The sequence below is a fragment of the Variovorax sp. J22R115 genome (assembly GCF_030317005.1).
Classification (GTDB): domain Bacteria; phylum Pseudomonadota; class Gammaproteobacteria; order Burkholderiales; family Burkholderiaceae_C; genus Variovorax.
The window spans coordinates 1-17,011 of sequence record NZ_JASZYM010000024.1; the positions used below are offsets into that span (position 1 = coordinate 1).

Sequence of the window (17,011 nt, forward strand, 5' to 3'; positions counted from 1 at the left end):
CCTCGTCAAGGCAAGCCAGCACGTGAGCACGGTTGACTTCCCGACTGCGATGAACCCCTTTGCCGCGTACCGCCTCCACAGTCGCACGGTCCTGCGGGCTCAGCTTCAACTGTGTTTGGCGCATGACTACCTCCGAACGTCTTGTGGCGACATGCGGAGTGTAATCATGTTCCGTTATTTACGTGTTGGCGTACTAGGTGCGCGCGTTCGGCGACGCTGCGTTGTAGCAGATCACGGCTCAACGGCCTTGAATTGAAAGAGCAGTTCGTAGCGCAAGAGCTTCACGTGCGGCAACGCCTTTGCCGCCAGCACGACGCGGGGCTCAAAGTCCGAGGCGACCAGAATGGCACGCACGTTTTGCTCGGTGTCAGACATGCAGCCGACATAACCGAGGATCTGACCGAGCGCCGCGTCCTTCGCTTTGCCGGCCTTGAGTTCGATCACCACCAGGTGGCCTCGCGCATCGCGCGCCAACAGGTCGATGCGCCCGGCCTCGGTGACGCGCTCGACACCACCGGGCTCAAGCACTAGACCGTCTTCCAGCTCAGCGACGCGCCGGGCCAGCCAGTCGTGCAGATCCCGCTCCAGCGAGACACTAGCTTCGAAGGCTTGCTCGGTCTCTTCGAGCGTTTCGCTGTCCAATAAGTCTTCATCGAGTTCCGCGGCCTGCTCCATGCCGGGCACGGCGATCAGACCTCGCTTTATCTGCGACTTGTACCAAGCGTGGTGCGTGGCGCCCCATCGGCTATTCGGGAAATGCTCACGCACCAGTGATGCAAGGCGATGCGCCTCGGGCATGCACCCGCCGGCCGCGTACTCAGCCAGCACGAGCTCCTTGATCGTTGCATAAGGCATAACACTCTCCTCTTGAAATCAGAACAGGCCCGACTCGTCCGTCGAATTGCAGGGCGCCCTGGACGCCCTTCAAGCAACCGTCAGCTGCGCGATCTTCGGCCCAATCGCTCCTGATAGCTTGAGCCATCGTCGTCCTCGGGACCGTACTCGCCCGCGTAGGCGCGGCAACCCTCCATGAAGGATTCGGAGTTACCGCCGCAGTCGTCGGGGTCTTCGATGCCCTTTTCTTCAGCCCACTCGTAGCCGCGTTCATGGCCTGAACAGTCGCCAGTGGACAGATAGCCCATGAATGTGAGCGGATCTGCATCCTGGCCGTCGTCCACCTCGACGTGGGCCGTGCCGGCGGAATCCATCTCGTCACTGTTGTCAGTCTCCGCCGTGCAACCGAAGGCAGCCAGCGCCAGTGCAGACACGAGGAGCAGAGTTTTGAAATTCGCAGATTGCATTACAACGTTTGTCGTTCGCGGTTTGAACTTCGAGGCCGGTTCGGGTTCAGGTGGTTCGGCATCGTGCGGCTGCCAATTGGAACTGCCGGTACGCCGCGCCCTGTCGATTCGGACCTCCATCCCACAGCAATAGGTGCGCGAGTAATGCTTCGGCGCCGCCAGCTGTAGCTCGCGCATCGCGGGGCGCGGAGCAGGTGGGCATCATGCGCAGCTCGTGGGGCAGCAGGCGTCCGCACACCTGGCGCTGCACGAGCTGGCGCGATGCCGGGATCGGTGCTGCGGCGCTCTCTCGCGACCTTGCCACCATGCCGCAACGCTGCCCAGAATTGACGGACGACCTGCATGACGGCACGCCAGAATGATCGGCACGACGCGAAAACCCGCCCGACCATTGGGTCTGCTACGTCGACTTCGTAGCTGCGATTGCTGCCCGTAGGGGTTGCATAGCCGCTGTTCCTGGACGGGGTAGGCGCATTGGTTATCGCGCCGACACTTTCGTACGCTCGAATTCAAACACCGATGTTTTCCCGTTCGCGGTTACCTCGAAGCGAATGACGTCGTTCGGCTCCGGGTAGGGATCGCAACAGCCCTTCAAAATCAACTCGCCCGACACCATGTGCAACGGATCGACAGTGTTGGCCTGCAAGATCGAATTCGCAGCCTGTTCCTGATTCCGGGCGTTGTACTCGATCTGTTGGACTCCAACCCCGGTAGCCGCGCCCACCGCCGCCCCGGCAACAAGCCCCGCAAAGGGGTCGTAGACGCGAACGGTGTTCGCCCCAGAGAACGCGGTGACTCCTCCCCGGCCGGCCACGTAGCCGTGGTAGTTCGAGGTGTAGGTTTGATGCGATGCACCGTAAGCGGCCGCCCCGGCGGCCAGTCCGCCAACAATGGCCAGTGCGATTTGCTTGCTCGTCTTTTCCCTCTGAATCTCAGCGATTCGCTCCGTATAGGAGTAAATCGGGACCGGCTGACCGCGGAAGAATGCCTTCACGTTGTTCGTCGTGAAGTTGACGGGCTCAGCTGCGTTATTTGCGTACCCGATCGTGAATGTCGTCATGGTTGTGCCCTGCATCTTGAATGTCGGGTACATGAAGATTTCATGGACCTCGTCCTTCTCGACTACGCTCCCAACACCCTGGGTGTACTTCAATGTCTGAAGCGGAGCGTTGGCCTTACCAGAGTAGGCGACCATGGTGCTGCATCCACTCGTCGCGAGAGCCAGTGCGGTAACGACGATCGCTGTTTGTGCCATTCCGACTGCGGGCAGGGTGACGATGGTGATAGTTTTCTTCATTGTTTTTCCTTCGCGCACTTCGATCACGGCAGCGCCGCCGGGCAATCGGATGAGGTGCTCATAGAACGCACCTGCCCGTCGCTGTAGTTGCAGGTCTTGATCCTGCGCTGCAGATTGATGTTCGCGCCGGTGAAGTACGTCGCGACCTCGACGGGCCGATCCACGTAGACCACCAGGGGCGGTGGAGCCGGCTGCTGCACATAGATAACCTGGGGCTGCGGAGCGACGTAGACCTGCTGCTGCACGACGACGACCGGCGGGGGCGCGAGAGCTGCGCCGATGGCATTAGCTCAATCGGCTCCGTGCATGGAGCCCGCGAAGGCGGCGGGCGCGAACGCCGCGCACAGCGCGATCGAAAGAACGAGTTTTTTCATTTTGATCGGAAGGTGTTTCGATTGGAAAATCAATCGCTTGCGGTCAATGGCAGCCGAACTGATTACAGGTCTGACTAAAGAAATTGCCCCGGCTGTCGGAGCCATTCGTGTATGTCGTGTCGCCGATGCGTTGACTGGTGCTATTCCAACTGTTGCCGTTCGCAGCAGTGCCGTTCGTGTACGTCGAGTTGCCGACGTGCTGACTGCTCTGGCTCCAGGTGTTTCCATCGGCGCTCGAGCCTTGGACGTTCGTCGTGTTGCCGAAGCGTTGCACGTTGTAGGTGTTGCCCGAGTTGTCGGTACACGTCTTGTAGGCTTCCGAGCCATAGCATGCGGCGTGGGATGCGGATGCAAAGAGTGACAAGCAGGCAGCTGCAATCGCGGCAAGAGTCGCGTACTTCATGGTCTCGTATCTAGAAGAGCGGGCAACATCGCCCACGCATGCACTCAGCTGTGGCGCATGCGTCGGTGTCTGTTGTGGTGCCCCTGCCAGGGCTCAAGCCTCAGGAGGCTTCGTTTCGCTGGCGGTAGCGCGGCTCGGGCCGCGGCGGCGGGAGCCTGTCCGGAATTTTGTGTGTGAGGCATAGCATGACGACCAGGAGCATGTATGCCAAGCAGGAAGACGACGAAGGCGGCAGCGGCCGCCGCGGCGGCATTGCCGTCGATCCCCAAGGAACTGATTGACCAGTTCGTGAAGGGGCCCATGAGCGCCGAGGCGGTGCAAGCCGCCTCGATGGCCTTCAAGAAGGCGCTCATCGAACGCGCCTTGGGCGCTGAGTTGTCGCACCACCTAGGCTACCCGCCGGGTGCGACGAAGGCCGAGGACGCGAGCAACCACCGCAACGGCGCCAGCGGCAAGACCGTCTTGACCGAGGACGGCCCGCTGCGCATCGAGGTGCCGCGTGACCGCGAGGGCTCGTTCGTGCCGGTCCTGATCCCTAAGCACGAGCGACGCTTCACCGGCTTCGACGACAAGATCGTGGCCATGTACGCCCGGGGCATGACGGTGCGTGAGATCCAGGGCTTCCTCGCCGAGCAATACGGCACCGAGGTCAGCCCGGAGTTCATCAGCTCGGTCACCGATGCCGTGATGGCCGAGGTCGGCGCCTGGCAGTCGCGGCCGCTGGAGCCGATGTACCCGGTGATCTTCTTCGACGCGCTGCGCGTGAAGATCCGGGAAGAAGCGGTGGTGCGCAACAAGGCGATCTACCTGGCCCTGGGGGTGCTGCCCGACGGCACCCGCGACATCCTGGGCCTGTGGATCGAGAACACCGAGGGCGCCAAGTTCTGGATGAAGGTCTTCAACGACCTGAGGACGCGCGGCGTGAGCGACATCCTGATTGCGGTCACCGACGGCCTCAAGGGCATCGGCGAGGCGCTCGTTGCGGTCTTCCCGGCTACCACGCTGCAGACGTGCATCGTGCACCTGATCCGCAACAGCCTGGACTATGCGAGCTGGAAGGACCGCAAGCTGCTCGCTGCAGCGCTGCGCCCGGTGTACACGGCCTCGAGTGCCGAGGCGGCGCTGGAGGCGTTGAACGATTTTGAGCGCAGCACGTGGGGGCACAAGTTCCCTACCGTCACCGCGGCGTGGCGCCGCGCCTGGGATCGCGTGATTCCGTTCTTCGCGTTCCCACCGGCCGTGCGTCGCGTGGTCTACACAACGAATGCCATCGAGAGCGTGCACAGCCGGCTGCGCAAGATCATCAAGACCCGCGGGCACTTCCCCAGCGACGACGCGGCCACCAAGCTGATCTGGCTGGCGCTGCGCAACATCACAGCCGACTGGGGGCGCGCCGCAAAGGAATGGCGCGAGGCCATGAACCAGTTCGCGATACTCTACGAAGAACGCTTCACGCAGCCCAATCACGGCGGCGGCAGAACAGGAGGTTGAGCATGAGTACATGGCTCAACCGGGGGCGCCTCCGGCGGCCTGGCAGGGGCCTGAAGATAGAAGAGAAATCAGCAAGACCGATTCACCAACCGCCCCACACACAGAAATTCGGACACCCCCTGCGGCGGTTCGGCGTCCATGTTCCAGCGCGCGCCAAAGCTCGCCATGTACGCCACCACGCGCTCGATCTCTTCATCGCTGAGCACTTGGAATGCCGCCATGAAGAACGCTCGCGTCACGCTGATCTCGCGCGGACTCTGACCACCCGTGTGCTTTCGCCACTGCTCGGGCTGCACGGCGAACAGGCGCGCCATCTCGTAGGCCGTGAGACCGAACTGCTCCTTGAGGACCTGCAGGTCCCGCGGTGTCGGCGCGTGATAGTCAGTGACCGGGGGCGTGATCCGCATGGAGGACTTCGCCTGGTCGTCGCTGGAGGCCGTCACTTGGGCCTTGTGGCGCGGACTGCTGGATTCATCGGTACATCCTTGAAGGGTTGAGGGCGCTTTATCGCTGCACCACGGCATGAATTTTACCGACCTTTTGGGTCGCACACGGCAATGGTTGAGCGCATCGCTCCGTGCACTAATTCACGGTGCGCCTGCACGCTCGCGCAACCGCCGGCTCGGCGAAGGACGGCCGCCGCCTGGCGCGCTTCGACTAAGCTGACGTCCGGGTACGTGCGCACGCCCATCCACCGAGGCTAGCCAGTCGTGGGTGAGGTGTAGCGCACGGACCATTTGCGCGATGTGACTGCACGCGAGGGATCCGAACGCACTTCGAGCATGAGGCCGGCGCCGTCGTCGTAAGGCTTGCGATCGCAATCTTGTCGAGCGGCGGGGCATTGGACTCAACCGCCCCGTCTTTCCAGAAGGCGTCTCTGGCGCAAGGGATCAGTTCGCGCGGATCTTCGCCGCCTCCACCAATTTGCCGAATCGGATGTACTCCTGCCGCATCATGCGCATCGTGGCTTCGCCATCCACGAACTTGACCTCGACGCCGAGCTTGGCAAATTGCGATTTGACTTCAGGGTCGTCCATCACGCGCTGCATGGCGGTCGCCAACTTGCCCTGGATCGGGGCAGGCGTCGCCGCCGGCAGGAACACGCCAACCCACGCGATCACTTCGGCGCTCGGATAGCCCGCCTCGACCACCGTCGGCACGTTGGGCAGGTCAGGCAGGCGGGTGGCCGAGGTGACGGCCAGCGCCCGCAGTTGCCCCTGCTTGACCCGGCTCACGGCGCCGATAGCGGTGTCGAAGCCGTAACTCACCTCGCCCGCCAGAACAGCCTGCACGCATTGGGCGCCGCTCTTGTATGGGATCTCGGTGATGTTGACGCCGGCCGAGACTTTGATCGCCTCGCCCGAAAGCTGCGCCGTGCTGCCAACGCCGAATGAGGCGTAGCTGATGTTCTCACCCTTCTTTGCGGCCTGGACCACGTCGCCCAGCGTCTTGTAGGGCGAATCGGGCTTGACCAGGATGAGATTGGGGAACGACGCCAGAGTGCCGACCGCGGCGAAGCTGCGGATCGGGTCGTAGGGCACCTTGCCCATGACCTGTGGGCTGATCGTGAACGCCGCGTTGGAACCCATGAAGATCGTGTAGCCGTCAGGCTCGGCGCGCGCCACCGCGTCGGCGCCGATCATCGTGCCTGCGCCGGGGCGGTTGTCGACCACCACCGGCTGGCCCAGGATCGCCTGGAGCTTGGGGCTCAGCACCCGGGCCATGGCATCGATCGTGCCGCCCGCCGCGTAGGGCACGACGACCTTGATCGGCCGGCTCGGGTAGTCGGAGGCCATGGCGGTGCCAGCGGCTGCTGCCATCACGGTCATTGACAGTGCAGTCAGCACTTTTCTGAAGAGGATCATTTCCTTTTTTCCTTGAATCATGATGTGAGATGTGCGCCGACTCAAAACGTCGCCGAGTGGCGGGCCATGTCGATGAGCAGTTGCGGCGGTGCGAAGCGGGCGTCGTAGCGCTCGGCGAGGTATTGGGCGCGTTGCACGGCCTTCTCCAGCCCGTACTGGTTGAGGAACTGGAACACGCCGCCAGTCCAACGCGGAAAGCCGATGCCCAGCACCGAGCCGATGTTTCCGTCACCCGCGTTGTCGAGCACGCCCTCTTGCAGGATGCGCACGGATTCGATGGCCATGCAGAACAGTAGGCGGTCCACCTTGTCTTGCTGCGGGTATTGCTTCTCGGGCTTAACGAAGTGTTGCGCCAGGCCCGGCCAGAACTGCTTGCCGCTCTCGGGGTAGTCGTAGAAGCCGCCGCCAGCGGCGCGGCCCTTGCGGCTGAATTCGTTCAGCATGAGCTCCATCACTGTGTCCGCGCCATGGGGGGGCAGGGGGCGCCCTTCTGCGGCGAAGGCCTTCAGGGTTTCCAGCCGGTTGTTGTAAGACAGGGCCAGGCTCACTTCGTCGAGCACGGCCAGCGGGCCCACGGGGAAGCCGGCGAACATGGCGGCGGCTTCGATGCTGGCCGGATCCTGGCCCTCGCCGAGCATGGCCACGCCCTCGCGGGTGAAGGTGCTGAACACGCGGCTGGTGAAGAAGCCGCGGCTGTCGTTGACGACGATGGGTGTCTTGCCCAACTGCATCACTAGGTCCAGCGTCTGGGCCAGGGTCTCCTTGGAAGTCTCGGCACCCTTGATCACCTCGACCAGTTGCATGCGGTGCACCGGCGAGAAGAAGTGCGTGCCGATGAAGCGCTCGGGCCGGGTGGACGACTTCGCCAGGCCGGTGATCGGCAGCGTGGAGGTATTGGAGGCCCAGATCGCGTCGGGGCGCAGCAGTGGCTCCAGCGCGCGGGTGATCTGATCCTTGAGATCGGGCCGCTCGGGCGCGGCCTCGATCACCATGTCCACGTGGGCCAGCTCTTCGTAGCTCTCGACGGCGTGCATGCGGGCCAGGATCTGCTGGCGCTTGGCTGCGTCGAGCTCGCCCTTTTCCTCTCGCTTGGCGAGCAGCTTGTCGGCAGCGGCGATGGCGCCCTGGGCCTGCTCAAGCGTGGCGTCCTTGATCCAGACCTCGATGCCGCGCAGCGCCGCAACGTAGGCGATGCCCTTGCCCATCATGCCGGCGCCCAGCACGGCCAGCGTCTTGACGCTGCGTTTTTCGAAGCCCGGGGGGCGCTGCGCGCCGTTCTTGATCTCGTTGGCGCGGAACCAGAACGTGCCGATGATGTTCTTGGACACCGAGCCCGTGACCAGGCCGACGAAGTAGCGCGTTTCGATGCGGCTGGCAGTGTCGAAATCGACCTGCATGCCCTCCACGCTGGCGCAGACGATGGCCTCGGGCGCCGGGTAGCAGCCGCGGGTCTTGGCGCGGACCTGGGCGGCGGCGTTGGAGATCCAGCGCTTGGCCTCGGGCGCATCGTTCCAACCGCCAGGCGGGATGTGGCCCGGCGCGTCCCAGGGCTGGCTGCTGGCCGGGTGGGCGGCGATCCAGGCGCGCGCCTTGGACATCAGCTCCTCGGAGGTGGCGGCCAGCTCGTGCACCAGGCCGGCCTTGTGCGCCTCGGCGGGCGACATCAGCTTGCTGTCCTGGAGGTAGGGCTGGCTTGCGGCCAGGCCAAGCAGGCGCGTCATTCGCACCACGCCGCCGGCGCCGGGCATCAGACCCAGCGTGGCTTCGGGCAGGCCAAACTGCGCCTTGGGCATGTCGAGCGCGATGCGATGGTGGCAGGCCAGCGCGATCTCGAAGCCCCCACCCAGGGCCGTGCCGTTGAGCGCGGCAACCACTGGCTTGCCCAGTTTTTCCAAGCGACGCAGCGCACTCTTGCCGCGTTCGGTAGCGGCGAACAGCTTGTCGGCATCGGCAGGTTGCATGTTGTAAAGGCGCTTCAAGTCGCCGCCGGCAAAGAAGCTCTCCTTGGCCGAGGTCAGGATGACGCCGGTGATGCGGTCCTTTTGCGCTTCCAGTTCGGCTACGCGTTGCGCCAGGCAATCGCGCATGGCGTCGGTCATGGTGTTGACGCTTTGTTCGGGCGCGTCGAAGGTCAGGGTGACGATGCCGTCGTCGGCATGGTGGAATTGAATGGGTTCTTGCACAGCTACGTTCCTCAAAATCAAAGACGTTCGATCACGGTCGCCACGCCCATGCCGCCGGCCACGCACAAGGTGGCGACTCCGTAGCGCAGCTGGCGGCGTTCCAACTCGTCGAGCAGGGTGCCCAGAATGATGGCGCCGGTGGCGCCGATGGGATGGCCCATGGCGATGGAACCACCGTTGACGTTGATCTTGTCCATGGGCACGCCCAGCGTCTTGGCAAAGTGCAGGGGCACTGCCGCGAAGGCTTCGTTGACCTCGAACAGATCGATCTGGTCGGCCCGCAGCCCGGCCCTGGCCAGGGCCTTCTGCGTGGCCGGCACCGGACCGGTGAGCATGAGCGTGGCCTCTACCGTGACCAGGCCCGTGCCAAGGATGCGGGCGCGCGGCCGCAGGTTCAGCTCCTTGCCGATCTTCCCGCTGCCCACCAACACCAGGCCCGCACCGTCGACGATGCCCGACGAGCTGCCCGCGGTGTGCACCGCGGCGATGCGGTCGAGTTGCGGGTAACGCTGGCGCGCCACGACGGCGTGGGCGCCGGCCGAGGCGCCGCCGAACGCGGGCTTGAGCGAAGCGAGCGATGCGGCCGTAGTCTCTTCGCGGATGTACTCGTCGTGGTCCAGCACGGTCAGGCCGTTGCCGTCCAGCACGGGAACCAGCGAGCGCTTGAAGTGACCCGCGCCGCGTGCGGCGGCGGCCAGCTGTTGAGAACGCAGGGCGAAGGCATCGAGCGTTTCGCGGTCGAAGCCGTGCAGGGCCGCGATCATATCGGCGCTGTAGCCCTGTGGCACGTAGGCAATTTTCAGGCTGGTGGCCGGGTCGTAGATCCAGGCGCCGCCGCTGGCGCCCAGGCCCAGGCGCGACATTGATTCCACGCCGCCGGCCGCGATCAGATCGTGCCAGCCCGAACGCACCTTCTCGGCGGCGATATTCACCGCCTCCAATCCCGCGCCGCAAAAGCGTTGCAAGGCCATGCCCGGAACTTGGGTCCAGCCACCCGGTGCGCACAGCGCCGCGATACGCGGCAGGCACGAGCCTTGGTCGCCCACGGCAGAGCTGATTCCCATGATGAGGTCATCCACGCGGCCGGGGTCCAGCGCAACGCGCGTGCGCAAGGCCTCCAGCAAGCCAACTACCAGATCGATGGGCTTTGTCTCATAAAGTGCGCCGCCCCCAGGTTTGCCTTTGCCGCGCGGAGTCCGCACAGCGTCGAAAATCATTGCATCGGACATGTTTTCTCCAATAAAACGAACCTAGTGTCTCGAAATAATTTGTCGAAGTCAATTTTTTTGTGCATACTTCACTCCAAGGACCAAAAAATGGATCAACCGTCTCACTTTATCGATGCTCAAGCAGACTCAGACAAGCCAGGCAACAGCGCGTTGGCGCGGGGCATCCACGTTCTGCAGGCCTTCGGCGTCGATGCGCCCGCACTGACCGCCAAGGAACTCATGGCGGCCACCGGCTTGCCCAAGCCGACCTTGTTCCGCCTGGTCACTACCTTGTGCGAGGCCGGACTGCTGCGCTACGACGAGGCCGACGGACGCTTTCTGCCCGCGCCGGGGCTGGCGCGCCTGGCCGCTCCGCTGCTGGCGCGCACCTCCATCCGGCAATTGGCATTCGGGCCGATGCAGGCACTGGCCGAGCGCGCCGTTGCGCAGGTGTCCTTGGGCCTGGGCCTGGGATTGGACCTCGTCTACATCGAACTGGCGCAGTCCAAGGACTGCGTGACGGTCCGACCGGCCATGGGCAGCCACATTTCGCTGTCCCGGACCGCTTCCGGCCGCGCATACCTGGCCGCACTGCCGCTCGAGCAGGCCCAGCGCTACCTGGATGGTGTGCGCGCCAGCGACGCGGAGCATGGTGCCTGGCTGGCCGAGCGCTTGCAGGAAGCCCGGCGCGATTTGGCCGAACGCGGCTTTTGCGTCAATCGAGGCGACCTGCAGCGACAGCTCGAAGCGGTGGCCGTGCCGGTGCGTGCCGCCGGCAACCCCGACGAGATCTACGTCTTCGCTTGCAACGTCCCCAGTTTCGAATTGCGGCCCGGCCAGTTGCTCGACGACGTAGGCCCGCGCCTGGCCACGCTCGCGCGCAGCATCGAAGCCGCCTTGGGGACGACCACTGCATCGCCCCTCTGACAGATTTTTCACTCGCCTGAACTCCCCCCACATGAACTTCGATCTCTCCGATGAACAGCAAGCCCTGTGCGACGCCGTTTCGCGCACCTGCGCCCGCTTCGACGACGAGTACTGGCTGCGCAAAGACAAAGAGGGCGGCTTCCCGTTCGAGTTACACCAAGCGCTGGCCGAGTCCGGCTGGCTGGGCATCTGCATTCCAGAGGAATATGGCGGCTCGGGCCTGGGCATCACCGAGGCGGCGCTGATGATGCAGACGATCAGCGCCTCCGGCGCGGGCATGTCTGGCGCCTCGGCCGTCCACATGAACATCTTCGGATTGCAGCCAGTGGTGATCTTTGGCAGCGACGCTCAAAAGAAGCGCATGCTGCCGCCGCTGGTCCAGGGCAAGGAAAAGGCCTGCTTTGCCGTCACGGAGCCCGACGCAGGCCTGAACACCACGCGGCTGAAGACCCAGGCCTTGCGCGAGGGTGACCACTACATCCTCAGCGGATCCAAGGTCTTCATTTCCACCGCGCAGGTGGCCGAGAAGATGCTGATCCTGGCGCGCACCACGCCGCTGGACCAAGTGAAAAAGCCCACCGATGGCCTGAGCCTGTTCTACACCGACATCGATCGGCGCTTCGTCGAGGCGCGTGTCATCGACAAGATGGGGCGGAAGGCGGTGGACACCAACCAGTTGTTCATCGACGGCCTCAAGGTGCCGGTGGAAGACCGCATCGGCGAAGAAGGCCAGGGCTTCCACTACATCCTGCATGGCATGAACCCCGAGCGCATCCTGATTGCCTCGGAGGCCATCGGCCTGGGCAAGGTGGCCCTCAAGCGCGCCACCCAGTATGCGAACGAGCGCATCGTGTTCGACCGTCCCATCGGCCAGAACCAGGCCATCCAGCATCCGCTGGCCGAGCGCTGGATGCAACTGGAGGCGGCCAACCTGATGATGCTCAAGGCGGCCGACCTCTTCGATCGCGGCCTGCCTTGCGGCGCCGAGGCCAACAGCGCCAAGTACCTGGGAGCCGAAGCGGGCTACCAGGCCTGCCTGCAGGCGGTGATGACGCACGGCGGCTACGGCTATGCCAAGGAGTATCACGTCGAGCGCTACCTGCGCGAGAGCCTGATTCCGCGCATCGCGCCAATCAGCCCGCAGCTCATTCTTTGCTTCATCGCCGAGAAAGTGCTGGGGCTGCCGAAGTCTTACTAAGCGCCACACCCATGACGACAACCCCCATCGATCCTCAGGCGATCGACCGCTTGGCCCATTGGGCGCAGGTCTGCCCCGAGAAAGTCGCCGTGCGCCTGGTGGACGGCGACGCGGTCACGAGCTTGACCTATCGCGAACTCGAGGCGCGCGCCAGCGTGGTGGCCCAGTGGCTCATCGGCCTGGGCCTGCGCGAAGGCGAGGGCATCGCGCTGCTGATGGAGAACCGCCCTGACCTGTTCGCGCTGGCCTGGGGTGCCCGCCGTGCCGGGTTGTACTACACGCCGGTGAGCACGCACCTCAATCCGGGCGAGGTGGAATACATCCTGCGCGACTGCGGCGCGCAGTTGTTGGTCGCGACGCAAAAGACAGCGTCGCTGGTTCCCAAGGACGGCACTTGGCACGGCGCACGCTATCTGCTCGACGGGCAGGCCGACGGTTTCGAGTCGATGGTGCCGGCCCTGGCGCGCTACGCGCCTGGCGCCGCGCTGCCCGAGCGCATGGTCGGGCGCGACTTTCTGTATTCGTCGGGCACGACCGGCAAGCCCAAGGGCATCAAGCGACCGCTCGTCCCCTTTGCGAACCGGTTCCAGGACGCCTACGACGCGGTGGTGTGGCGCGAGTTCTTCCAGTTCGGCGCGAACTCCATCTATCTCACGATGGCGCCGCTCTATCACGCCGCGCCGCTGCGCAGTTGCATGCGCAACATCGACTGGGGCGGCAGCAACATCGTCGCCAGCCGATTCGACGCCGAGCGCGCGCTGCATCTGATCGCCCAGTATCGGGTGACGCACAGCCAGTGGGTGCCGACCATGATGGTGCGCCTGCTTGCTTTGTCCGACGCGATGCGCGAAAGCGCCGACCTGAGCAGCATGCGCGTGGCCATCCACGCGGCCGCGCCGTGCCCGCCCGAGATCAAGCGCCGCATGATCGAATGGTGGGGCCCGGTCTGGTATGAGTACTACGGCGGCTCCGAGGGCGTCGGGCTCACCGCCATCGACAGCGAACAATGGCTGCGCAAGCCAGGGGCCGTCGGGCGCGTCCAACTCGGCGTCATCCACATCAAGGACGACGCAGGCCACGAACTGCCTGTGGGCGAGCAGGGCCGCATCTGGTTCTCGGGCACGCCCCGCTTCCAGTACCACAACGACCCGGCAAAGACGGCCGCGGCCTACGACGCGACGGGCTGCGCCACCTTCGGCGACATCGGCCATGTCGACGAGGAGGGCGACCTTTTCATCTCGGGGCGGCGCACCGACCTCATCCTCTCGGGCGGCGTGAACATCTACCCGCAGGAGATCGAGAACCTGCTCGCCGCCTATCCGGGCGTTTCGGACGTGGCGGTGATCGGCGTGCCGCATGCCGAGTTTGGCGAAGAGGTGAAGGCCGTCGTCGAGCTGAGCGATCCGGCGCAGGCCGGCCCGGCGCTGGCCGAGGCGCTGATGACCTATTGCCGCGAACACATCGCACACCTGAAGTGCCCGCGCAGCGTTGACTTCGTCACCGCCCTGCCGCGTCTCGAGAACGGCAAGCTCTACAAGCGCCTGTTGATGGACGAGTACGCGAAAGCTGCCGCCACTTCGCGCTGAATCAAATCGCAACCCTTTTATTGCTTAGGAATCACCAACATGCGTACGTCCCTCCGAGAGGACCACGAGCAGTTCCGCGACCAGGTCCGCAAGTTTGTCCAGCGCGAGATCGCGCCGCACCACCACGAGTGGGAGAAGGCCGGATGCGTGCCGCGCGAGACTTGGCTAAAGGCCGGGCGCGAAGGCCTGCTGCTTCCAGCCATCCCGGAGGAATACGGCGGCGGCGGTGGCGACTTCGGCCACTCCATCGTGGTCATCGAGGAGCTGATGCGAGTTCTGGCCACCGGCCCGGGTTTCCCGCTGCACTCGGACATCGTGGCACCCTACCTGCTGGCCTACGGGACGGAGGCGCAAAAGCATGACTGGCTGCCCGCCATGGCGCGCGGCGAAAAGATCGGCGCCATTGCCATGACCGAGCCCGGCATCGGCAGCGACCTGAAGGCCATGCGCACCACGGCGCGGCGCGATGGCGACAGCTACGTGATCAATGGTGGCAAGACCTTCATCACCAACGGCGCGAATTCCGACCTCGTGATCGTCGCATGCAAGACCAACCCCGATGCCGGCACGCGCGGCATCAGCCTGATCGTGGTGGATGCGGGAACGCAAGGCTTCACCAAGGGGCCGCTGCTGGAGAAGATCGGCCTGAAGGCGCAGGACACCTGCGAGCTGTTCTTCGACAACGTGCGCGTACCCGCTGCGAACCTTCTGGGCGAAGAAGGAAAGGGCTTTGGCTACCTGATGCATCAGCTGGCGCAGGAGCGCTTGATGATCGCGGTGCGCAGCCCCGTCGTGATGGAGACCATGCTCGAAGAGACCATCAACTACACGAAGTCTCGCAAGGCCTTCGGGCAGCCGATCTTCGACCACCAAAACACCCGCTTCAAGCTGGCCGAGATCAAGGCCAAGACCGTGGCGTGCCGGATCTTCGTGGACCACTGCATCTCGCTGCATTTCGACAAGGCACTCTCGGCGGACCTGGCAGCCATGGCCAAGCTGTATGCGACCGAGGCGCAGGGTCAGGCGGTGGATGAGCTGTTGCAGCTGCACGGGGGCTATGGCTTCATGCGTGAGTACCCCGTGGCTCGTGCCTTCGTCGACAGCCGCGTGCAGCGCATCTACGGCGGCACGTCGGAGATCATGAAGGAAATCATCTCCCGCGGGCTATGACAGACACAGCACATCCGCAGGCGCTGTCCGGCACCCGCGTACTGGACCTGACGCGCCTGCTGCCGGGCCCGTACGCCACTTACATCCTGGCCGGATATGGCGCGGATGTCGTGAAGGTCGAGGACACCGGGGCCGGCGACTACGCGCGTCATTCGCCGCCGCTAGAGGCCAGCGACTTCGGTGCAGCGTTCACCGCCAGCAATGCAGGCAAGCGCAGCATCGCCATCGACCTCAAGACCGACGAAGGCCGCGCCGTGTTCCGTCGCATGGTGCAGGGCGCCGACGTGTTGGTGGAGAGCTTCCGCCCCGGCGTCATGCATCGGCTCGGACTTGACTACGCCAAGCTCAGCGAGATCAACCCTGCACTCGTGTACTGCGCCATCTCAGGGTACGGGCAGAACACGCGACGGGCCGCGCTGGCCGGCCACGACCTCAACTACCAGGGTGTCGCAGGCCTGTTGTCGCAACGCGTGGAAGGGGAACCAGAAGCGCTGCCGCCAGCGCTGCTTGGCGATCTGGTCGGAGGATCGTTTTCGGCTGTGATCGCGATCATGGCAGCGCTGCTCGAGCGCCGCGCCAGTGGACGCGGGCGGTTCATCGATATTTCCATAGGCCATGGCGCAATGGCGCTGATGCCTCTGGTTTCAGTTGCCGCAGTCAACGGCGAGGTAGTGAAGCCGTTCGGCAGGACTGCGCTGAGCGGAGGCAACCCCGCGTACGGCATCTATGTGGCGAGCGATGGCCGGCGGGTGGCGCTGGGTGCGCTCGAACACAAGTTCTGGAAGACCTTTTGCCTCAGAACCGGTCTCGACGACCTGGCCGAATGGCGACCGGAAGGGGACGACGCCGCAGCTGCCGTCGTGCGGCAGCGGCTGGAGACCTTGTTCCGCAGCCGGTCGGCCAAGGAATGGGAGACGCTCGGTGCGCAGTGGGATGTATGCCTGACGGCGACGGCCAGCGTGAGCGAGGCGTTGGACGGTGCCAGGACGGAGGGATTGCCTGTGTTCGATTCGTATGCACGCGGCACGTCACGCGGTGACGTGCGTGTCGAGGTCTTGAAGGGCGTCTGCGCCGACTTGACGCAGATGTCGCGCGTGCTGACGCCGCCACCACAACAAGGCGAGTACACGCGCAGCCTCATGTCAGAGGCGGGGTACTCCGACGCCGACATCGCCGCGTACTTGGCGGCAGGAATCGTGAAAGGGCCGCAATGAGCTACGCCACCTTGAAGATCGAGCACCGAGGCGTGGCCGCGTGGGTGTGGATGAATCGTCCCGAGTTGCACAACGCCTTCGACGAAACGCTGATCGACGAGCTGACGTCAGCGTTCACTGCGCTTGACCTCGACGTCGCCGTGCGCGCCGTCGTGCTGGCGGGCGTTGGCAAGAGCTTTTCGGCCGGCGCGGACCTCAATTGGATGAAGAGGCAAGGAGCCGCGCCGCCGGAATCAAACCTGTCCGACGCGCAAAAGCTCGCCACCTTGTTCCGCACCATCTCGATCTGCGCGACACCAACGATCGCGCGCGTGCACGGCGCGGCTCTGGGGGGCGGCATGGGCTTGGCCTCCGCATGCGACATCTGTGTGGCGTCCACCGCGGCGCAGTTCGCGACCTCCGAAGTCCGCCTCGGCATCATCCCGGCCGCGATCGGCCCCTTCGTCGTGCGCGCCATCGGCGAGCGCCAGGCCTATCGCTACTTCCAGACCGGTGAGCGAATTGGGGCCGGGCGTGCCCGCGAGATCGGCTTGGTTCATGAGGTGGCCGAACCCGACGCGCTGGACGCGAAAGTGCAAGAGGTGCTCGACGCGCTGCTGACTGGCGGGCCGCTGGCCCAGGCCGCGGCGACCGACTTGATCCGGGCCGTCGCTCATCGACCGGTCGATGACGCGCTCGTTGACGATACCGCGCGTCGGATTGCGACGTTGCGTGCCACCTCGGAAGCGCAGGAGGGGCTGAGTTCGTTCCTCGAGAAGCGTCCGGCAGCATGGGTGCCCGCAAGGGTCTGAAGG

General features: G+C 64.6%; 16 protein-coding genes. 7 read left to right on the forward strand and 9 right to left on the reverse strand.

Going from position 1 to position 17,011, the window contains the following annotated elements:
- Positions 1–231: 231 nt before the first annotated feature.
- From QTI04_RS30520 to QTI04_RS30540, 5 genes are all read right to left on the reverse strand, one after another.
- On the reverse strand, positions 232–855 hold the full coding sequence (locus tag QTI04_RS30520; RefSeq protein ID WP_286618932.1) for an endonuclease NucS domain-containing protein: 624 nt from the start codon (positions 853–855) through the stop codon (positions 232–234).
- Between the two features lie 80 nt (positions 856–935).
- Positions 936–1,478 carry a hypothetical protein gene (locus QTI04_RS30525; protein ID WP_286618933.1) on the reverse strand — a complete coding sequence of 181 codons (543 nt, stop codon included), beginning with the start codon at positions 1,476–1,478 and terminating at the stop codon, positions 936–938.
- Positions 1,479–1,779: 301 nt separating this feature from the next.
- A complete protein-coding gene (locus QTI04_RS30530; RefSeq protein WP_286618934.1) occupies positions 1,780–2,625 on the reverse strand; it encodes a hypothetical protein in 846 nt (281 codons plus the stop codon).
- On the reverse strand, positions 2,622–2,843 hold the full coding sequence (locus QTI04_RS30535; RefSeq protein ID WP_286618936.1) for a hypothetical protein: 222 nt from the start codon (positions 2,841–2,843) through the stop codon (positions 2,622–2,624). The genes QTI04_RS30530 and QTI04_RS30535 overlap by 4 nt, the downstream gene beginning before the upstream one ends.
- A gap of 172 nt (positions 2,844–3,015) precedes the next feature.
- On the reverse strand, positions 3,016–3,375 hold the full coding sequence (locus QTI04_RS30540) for a hypothetical protein (protein WP_286618938.1): 360 nt from the start codon (positions 3,373–3,375) through the stop codon (positions 3,016–3,018).
- Positions 3,376–3,579: 204 nt separating this feature from the next.
- On the opposite strand from QTI04_RS30540, the gene QTI04_RS30545 reads away from it, so the two are divergent.
- Positions 3,580–4,866: an IS256 family transposase gene (locus tag QTI04_RS30545; RefSeq protein ID WP_286618939.1), complete on the forward strand. Its 1,287-nt coding sequence runs from the start codon at positions 3,580–3,582 to the stop codon at positions 4,864–4,866.
- Positions 4,867–4,934: 68 nt separating this feature from the next.
- Here the strand turns inward: QTI04_RS30545 and QTI04_RS30550 are convergent, their stop codons facing one another.
- The 4 genes from QTI04_RS30550 to QTI04_RS30565 form a co-directional block, all read right to left on the reverse strand.
- Positions 4,935–5,309 (reverse strand): hypothetical protein, encoded by a 375-nt coding sequence (locus QTI04_RS30550; RefSeq protein ID WP_286618941.1) that lies wholly within the window; start codon positions 5,307–5,309, stop codon positions 4,935–4,937.
- A gap of 447 nt (positions 5,310–5,756) precedes the next feature.
- Positions 5,757–6,731, reverse strand: coding sequence for a tripartite tricarboxylate transporter substrate binding protein (locus QTI04_RS30555; protein WP_286601969.1), 975 nt, complete (start codon positions 6,729–6,731; stop codon positions 5,757–5,759).
- Positions 6,732–6,772: 41 nt separating this feature from the next.
- On the reverse strand, positions 6,773–8,914 hold the full coding sequence (locus tag QTI04_RS30560; RefSeq protein ID WP_286618942.1) for a 3-hydroxyacyl-CoA dehydrogenase NAD-binding domain-containing protein: 2,142 nt from the start codon (positions 8,912–8,914) through the stop codon (positions 6,773–6,775).
- A 17-nt stretch (positions 8,915–8,931) separates the two neighbouring features.
- On the reverse strand, positions 8,932–10,143 hold the full coding sequence (locus QTI04_RS30565) for an acetyl-CoA C-acetyltransferase (protein ID WP_286601966.1): 1,212 nt from the start codon (positions 10,141–10,143) through the stop codon (positions 8,932–8,934).
- Between the two features lie 87 nt (positions 10,144–10,230).
- On the opposite strand from QTI04_RS30565, the gene QTI04_RS30570 reads away from it, so the two are divergent.
- Genes QTI04_RS30570 through QTI04_RS30595 form a run of 6 tightly spaced genes read left to right on the forward strand, consistent with a single transcriptional unit; the run spans position 10,231 to position 17,008 of the window.
- Positions 10,231–11,049, forward strand: coding sequence for an IclR family transcriptional regulator (locus QTI04_RS30570; protein WP_286601965.1), 819 nt, complete (start codon positions 10,231–10,233; stop codon positions 11,047–11,049).
- A gap of 31 nt (positions 11,050–11,080) precedes the next feature.
- Positions 11,081–12,247 (forward strand): acyl-CoA dehydrogenase family protein, encoded by a 1,167-nt coding sequence (locus QTI04_RS30575; RefSeq protein ID WP_286618944.1) that lies wholly within the window; start codon positions 11,081–11,083, stop codon positions 12,245–12,247.
- 11 nt (positions 12,248–12,258) lie between these two features.
- Positions 12,259–13,833 carry an AMP-binding protein gene (locus tag QTI04_RS30580; protein ID WP_286618946.1) on the forward strand — a complete coding sequence of 525 codons (1,575 nt, stop codon included), beginning with the start codon at positions 12,259–12,261 and terminating at the stop codon, positions 13,831–13,833.
- A gap of 39 nt (positions 13,834–13,872) precedes the next feature.
- Entirely contained in the window at positions 13,873–15,003 is a 1,131-nt protein-coding gene (locus QTI04_RS30585; protein WP_286601962.1) for an acyl-CoA dehydrogenase family protein, read from the forward strand.
- Positions 15,000–16,217 carry a CaiB/BaiF CoA-transferase family protein gene (locus QTI04_RS30590; RefSeq protein WP_286618947.1) on the forward strand — a complete coding sequence of 406 codons (1,218 nt, stop codon included), beginning with the start codon at positions 15,000–15,002 and terminating at the stop codon, positions 16,215–16,217. The genes QTI04_RS30585 and QTI04_RS30590 overlap by 4 nt, the downstream gene beginning before the upstream one ends.
- A complete protein-coding gene (locus QTI04_RS30595; RefSeq protein ID WP_286618949.1) occupies positions 16,214–17,008 on the forward strand; it encodes an enoyl-CoA hydratase/isomerase family protein in 795 nt (264 codons plus the stop codon). Before QTI04_RS30590 ends, QTI04_RS30595 begins: the two co-directional genes overlap by 4 nt.
- Positions 17,009–17,011 lie beyond the last annotated feature (3 nt).

Bases quoted from the DNA above. Each gene is read 5' to 3' on its own strand.
- QTI04_RS30565 (WP_286601966.1), bottom strand. From the start codon at position 10,143: ATGTCCGATGCAATGATTTTCGACGCTGTGCGGACTCCGCGCGGCAAA.
- QTI04_RS30525 (WP_286618933.1), bottom strand. From the start codon at position 1,478: ATGCGCGAGCTACAGCTGGCGGCGCCGAAGCATTACTCGCGCACCTAT.
- QTI04_RS30520 (WP_286618932.1), bottom strand. From the start codon at position 855: ATGCCTTATGCAACGATCAAGGAGCTCGTGCTGGCTGAGTACGCGGCC.
- QTI04_RS30540 (WP_286618938.1), bottom strand. From the start codon at position 3,375: ATGAAGTACGCGACTCTTGCCGCGATTGCAGCTGCCTGCTTGTCACTC.
- QTI04_RS30575 (WP_286618944.1), top strand. From the start codon at position 11,081: ATGAACTTCGATCTCTCCGATGAACAGCAAGCCCTGTGCGACGCCGTT.
- QTI04_RS30555 (WP_286601969.1), bottom strand. From the start codon at position 6,731: ATGATCCTCTTCAGAAAAGTGCTGACTGCACTGTCAATGACCGTGATG.
- QTI04_RS30585 (WP_286601962.1), top strand. From the start codon at position 13,873: ATGCGTACGTCCCTCCGAGAGGACCACGAGCAGTTCCGCGACCAGGTC.
- QTI04_RS30545 (WP_286618939.1), top strand. From the start codon at position 3,580: ATGCCAAGCAGGAAGACGACGAAGGCGGCAGCGGCCGCCGCGGCGGCA.
- QTI04_RS30570 (WP_286601965.1), top strand. From the start codon at position 10,231: ATGGATCAACCGTCTCACTTTATCGATGCTCAAGCAGACTCAGACAAG.
- QTI04_RS30595 (WP_286618949.1), top strand. From the start codon at position 16,214: ATGAGCTACGCCACCTTGAAGATCGAGCACCGAGGCGTGGCCGCGTGG.
- QTI04_RS30580 (WP_286618946.1), top strand. From the start codon at position 12,259: ATGACGACAACCCCCATCGATCCTCAGGCGATCGACCGCTTGGCCCAT.
- QTI04_RS30590 (WP_286618947.1), top strand. From the start codon at position 15,000: ATGACAGACACAGCACATCCGCAGGCGCTGTCCGGCACCCGCGTACTG.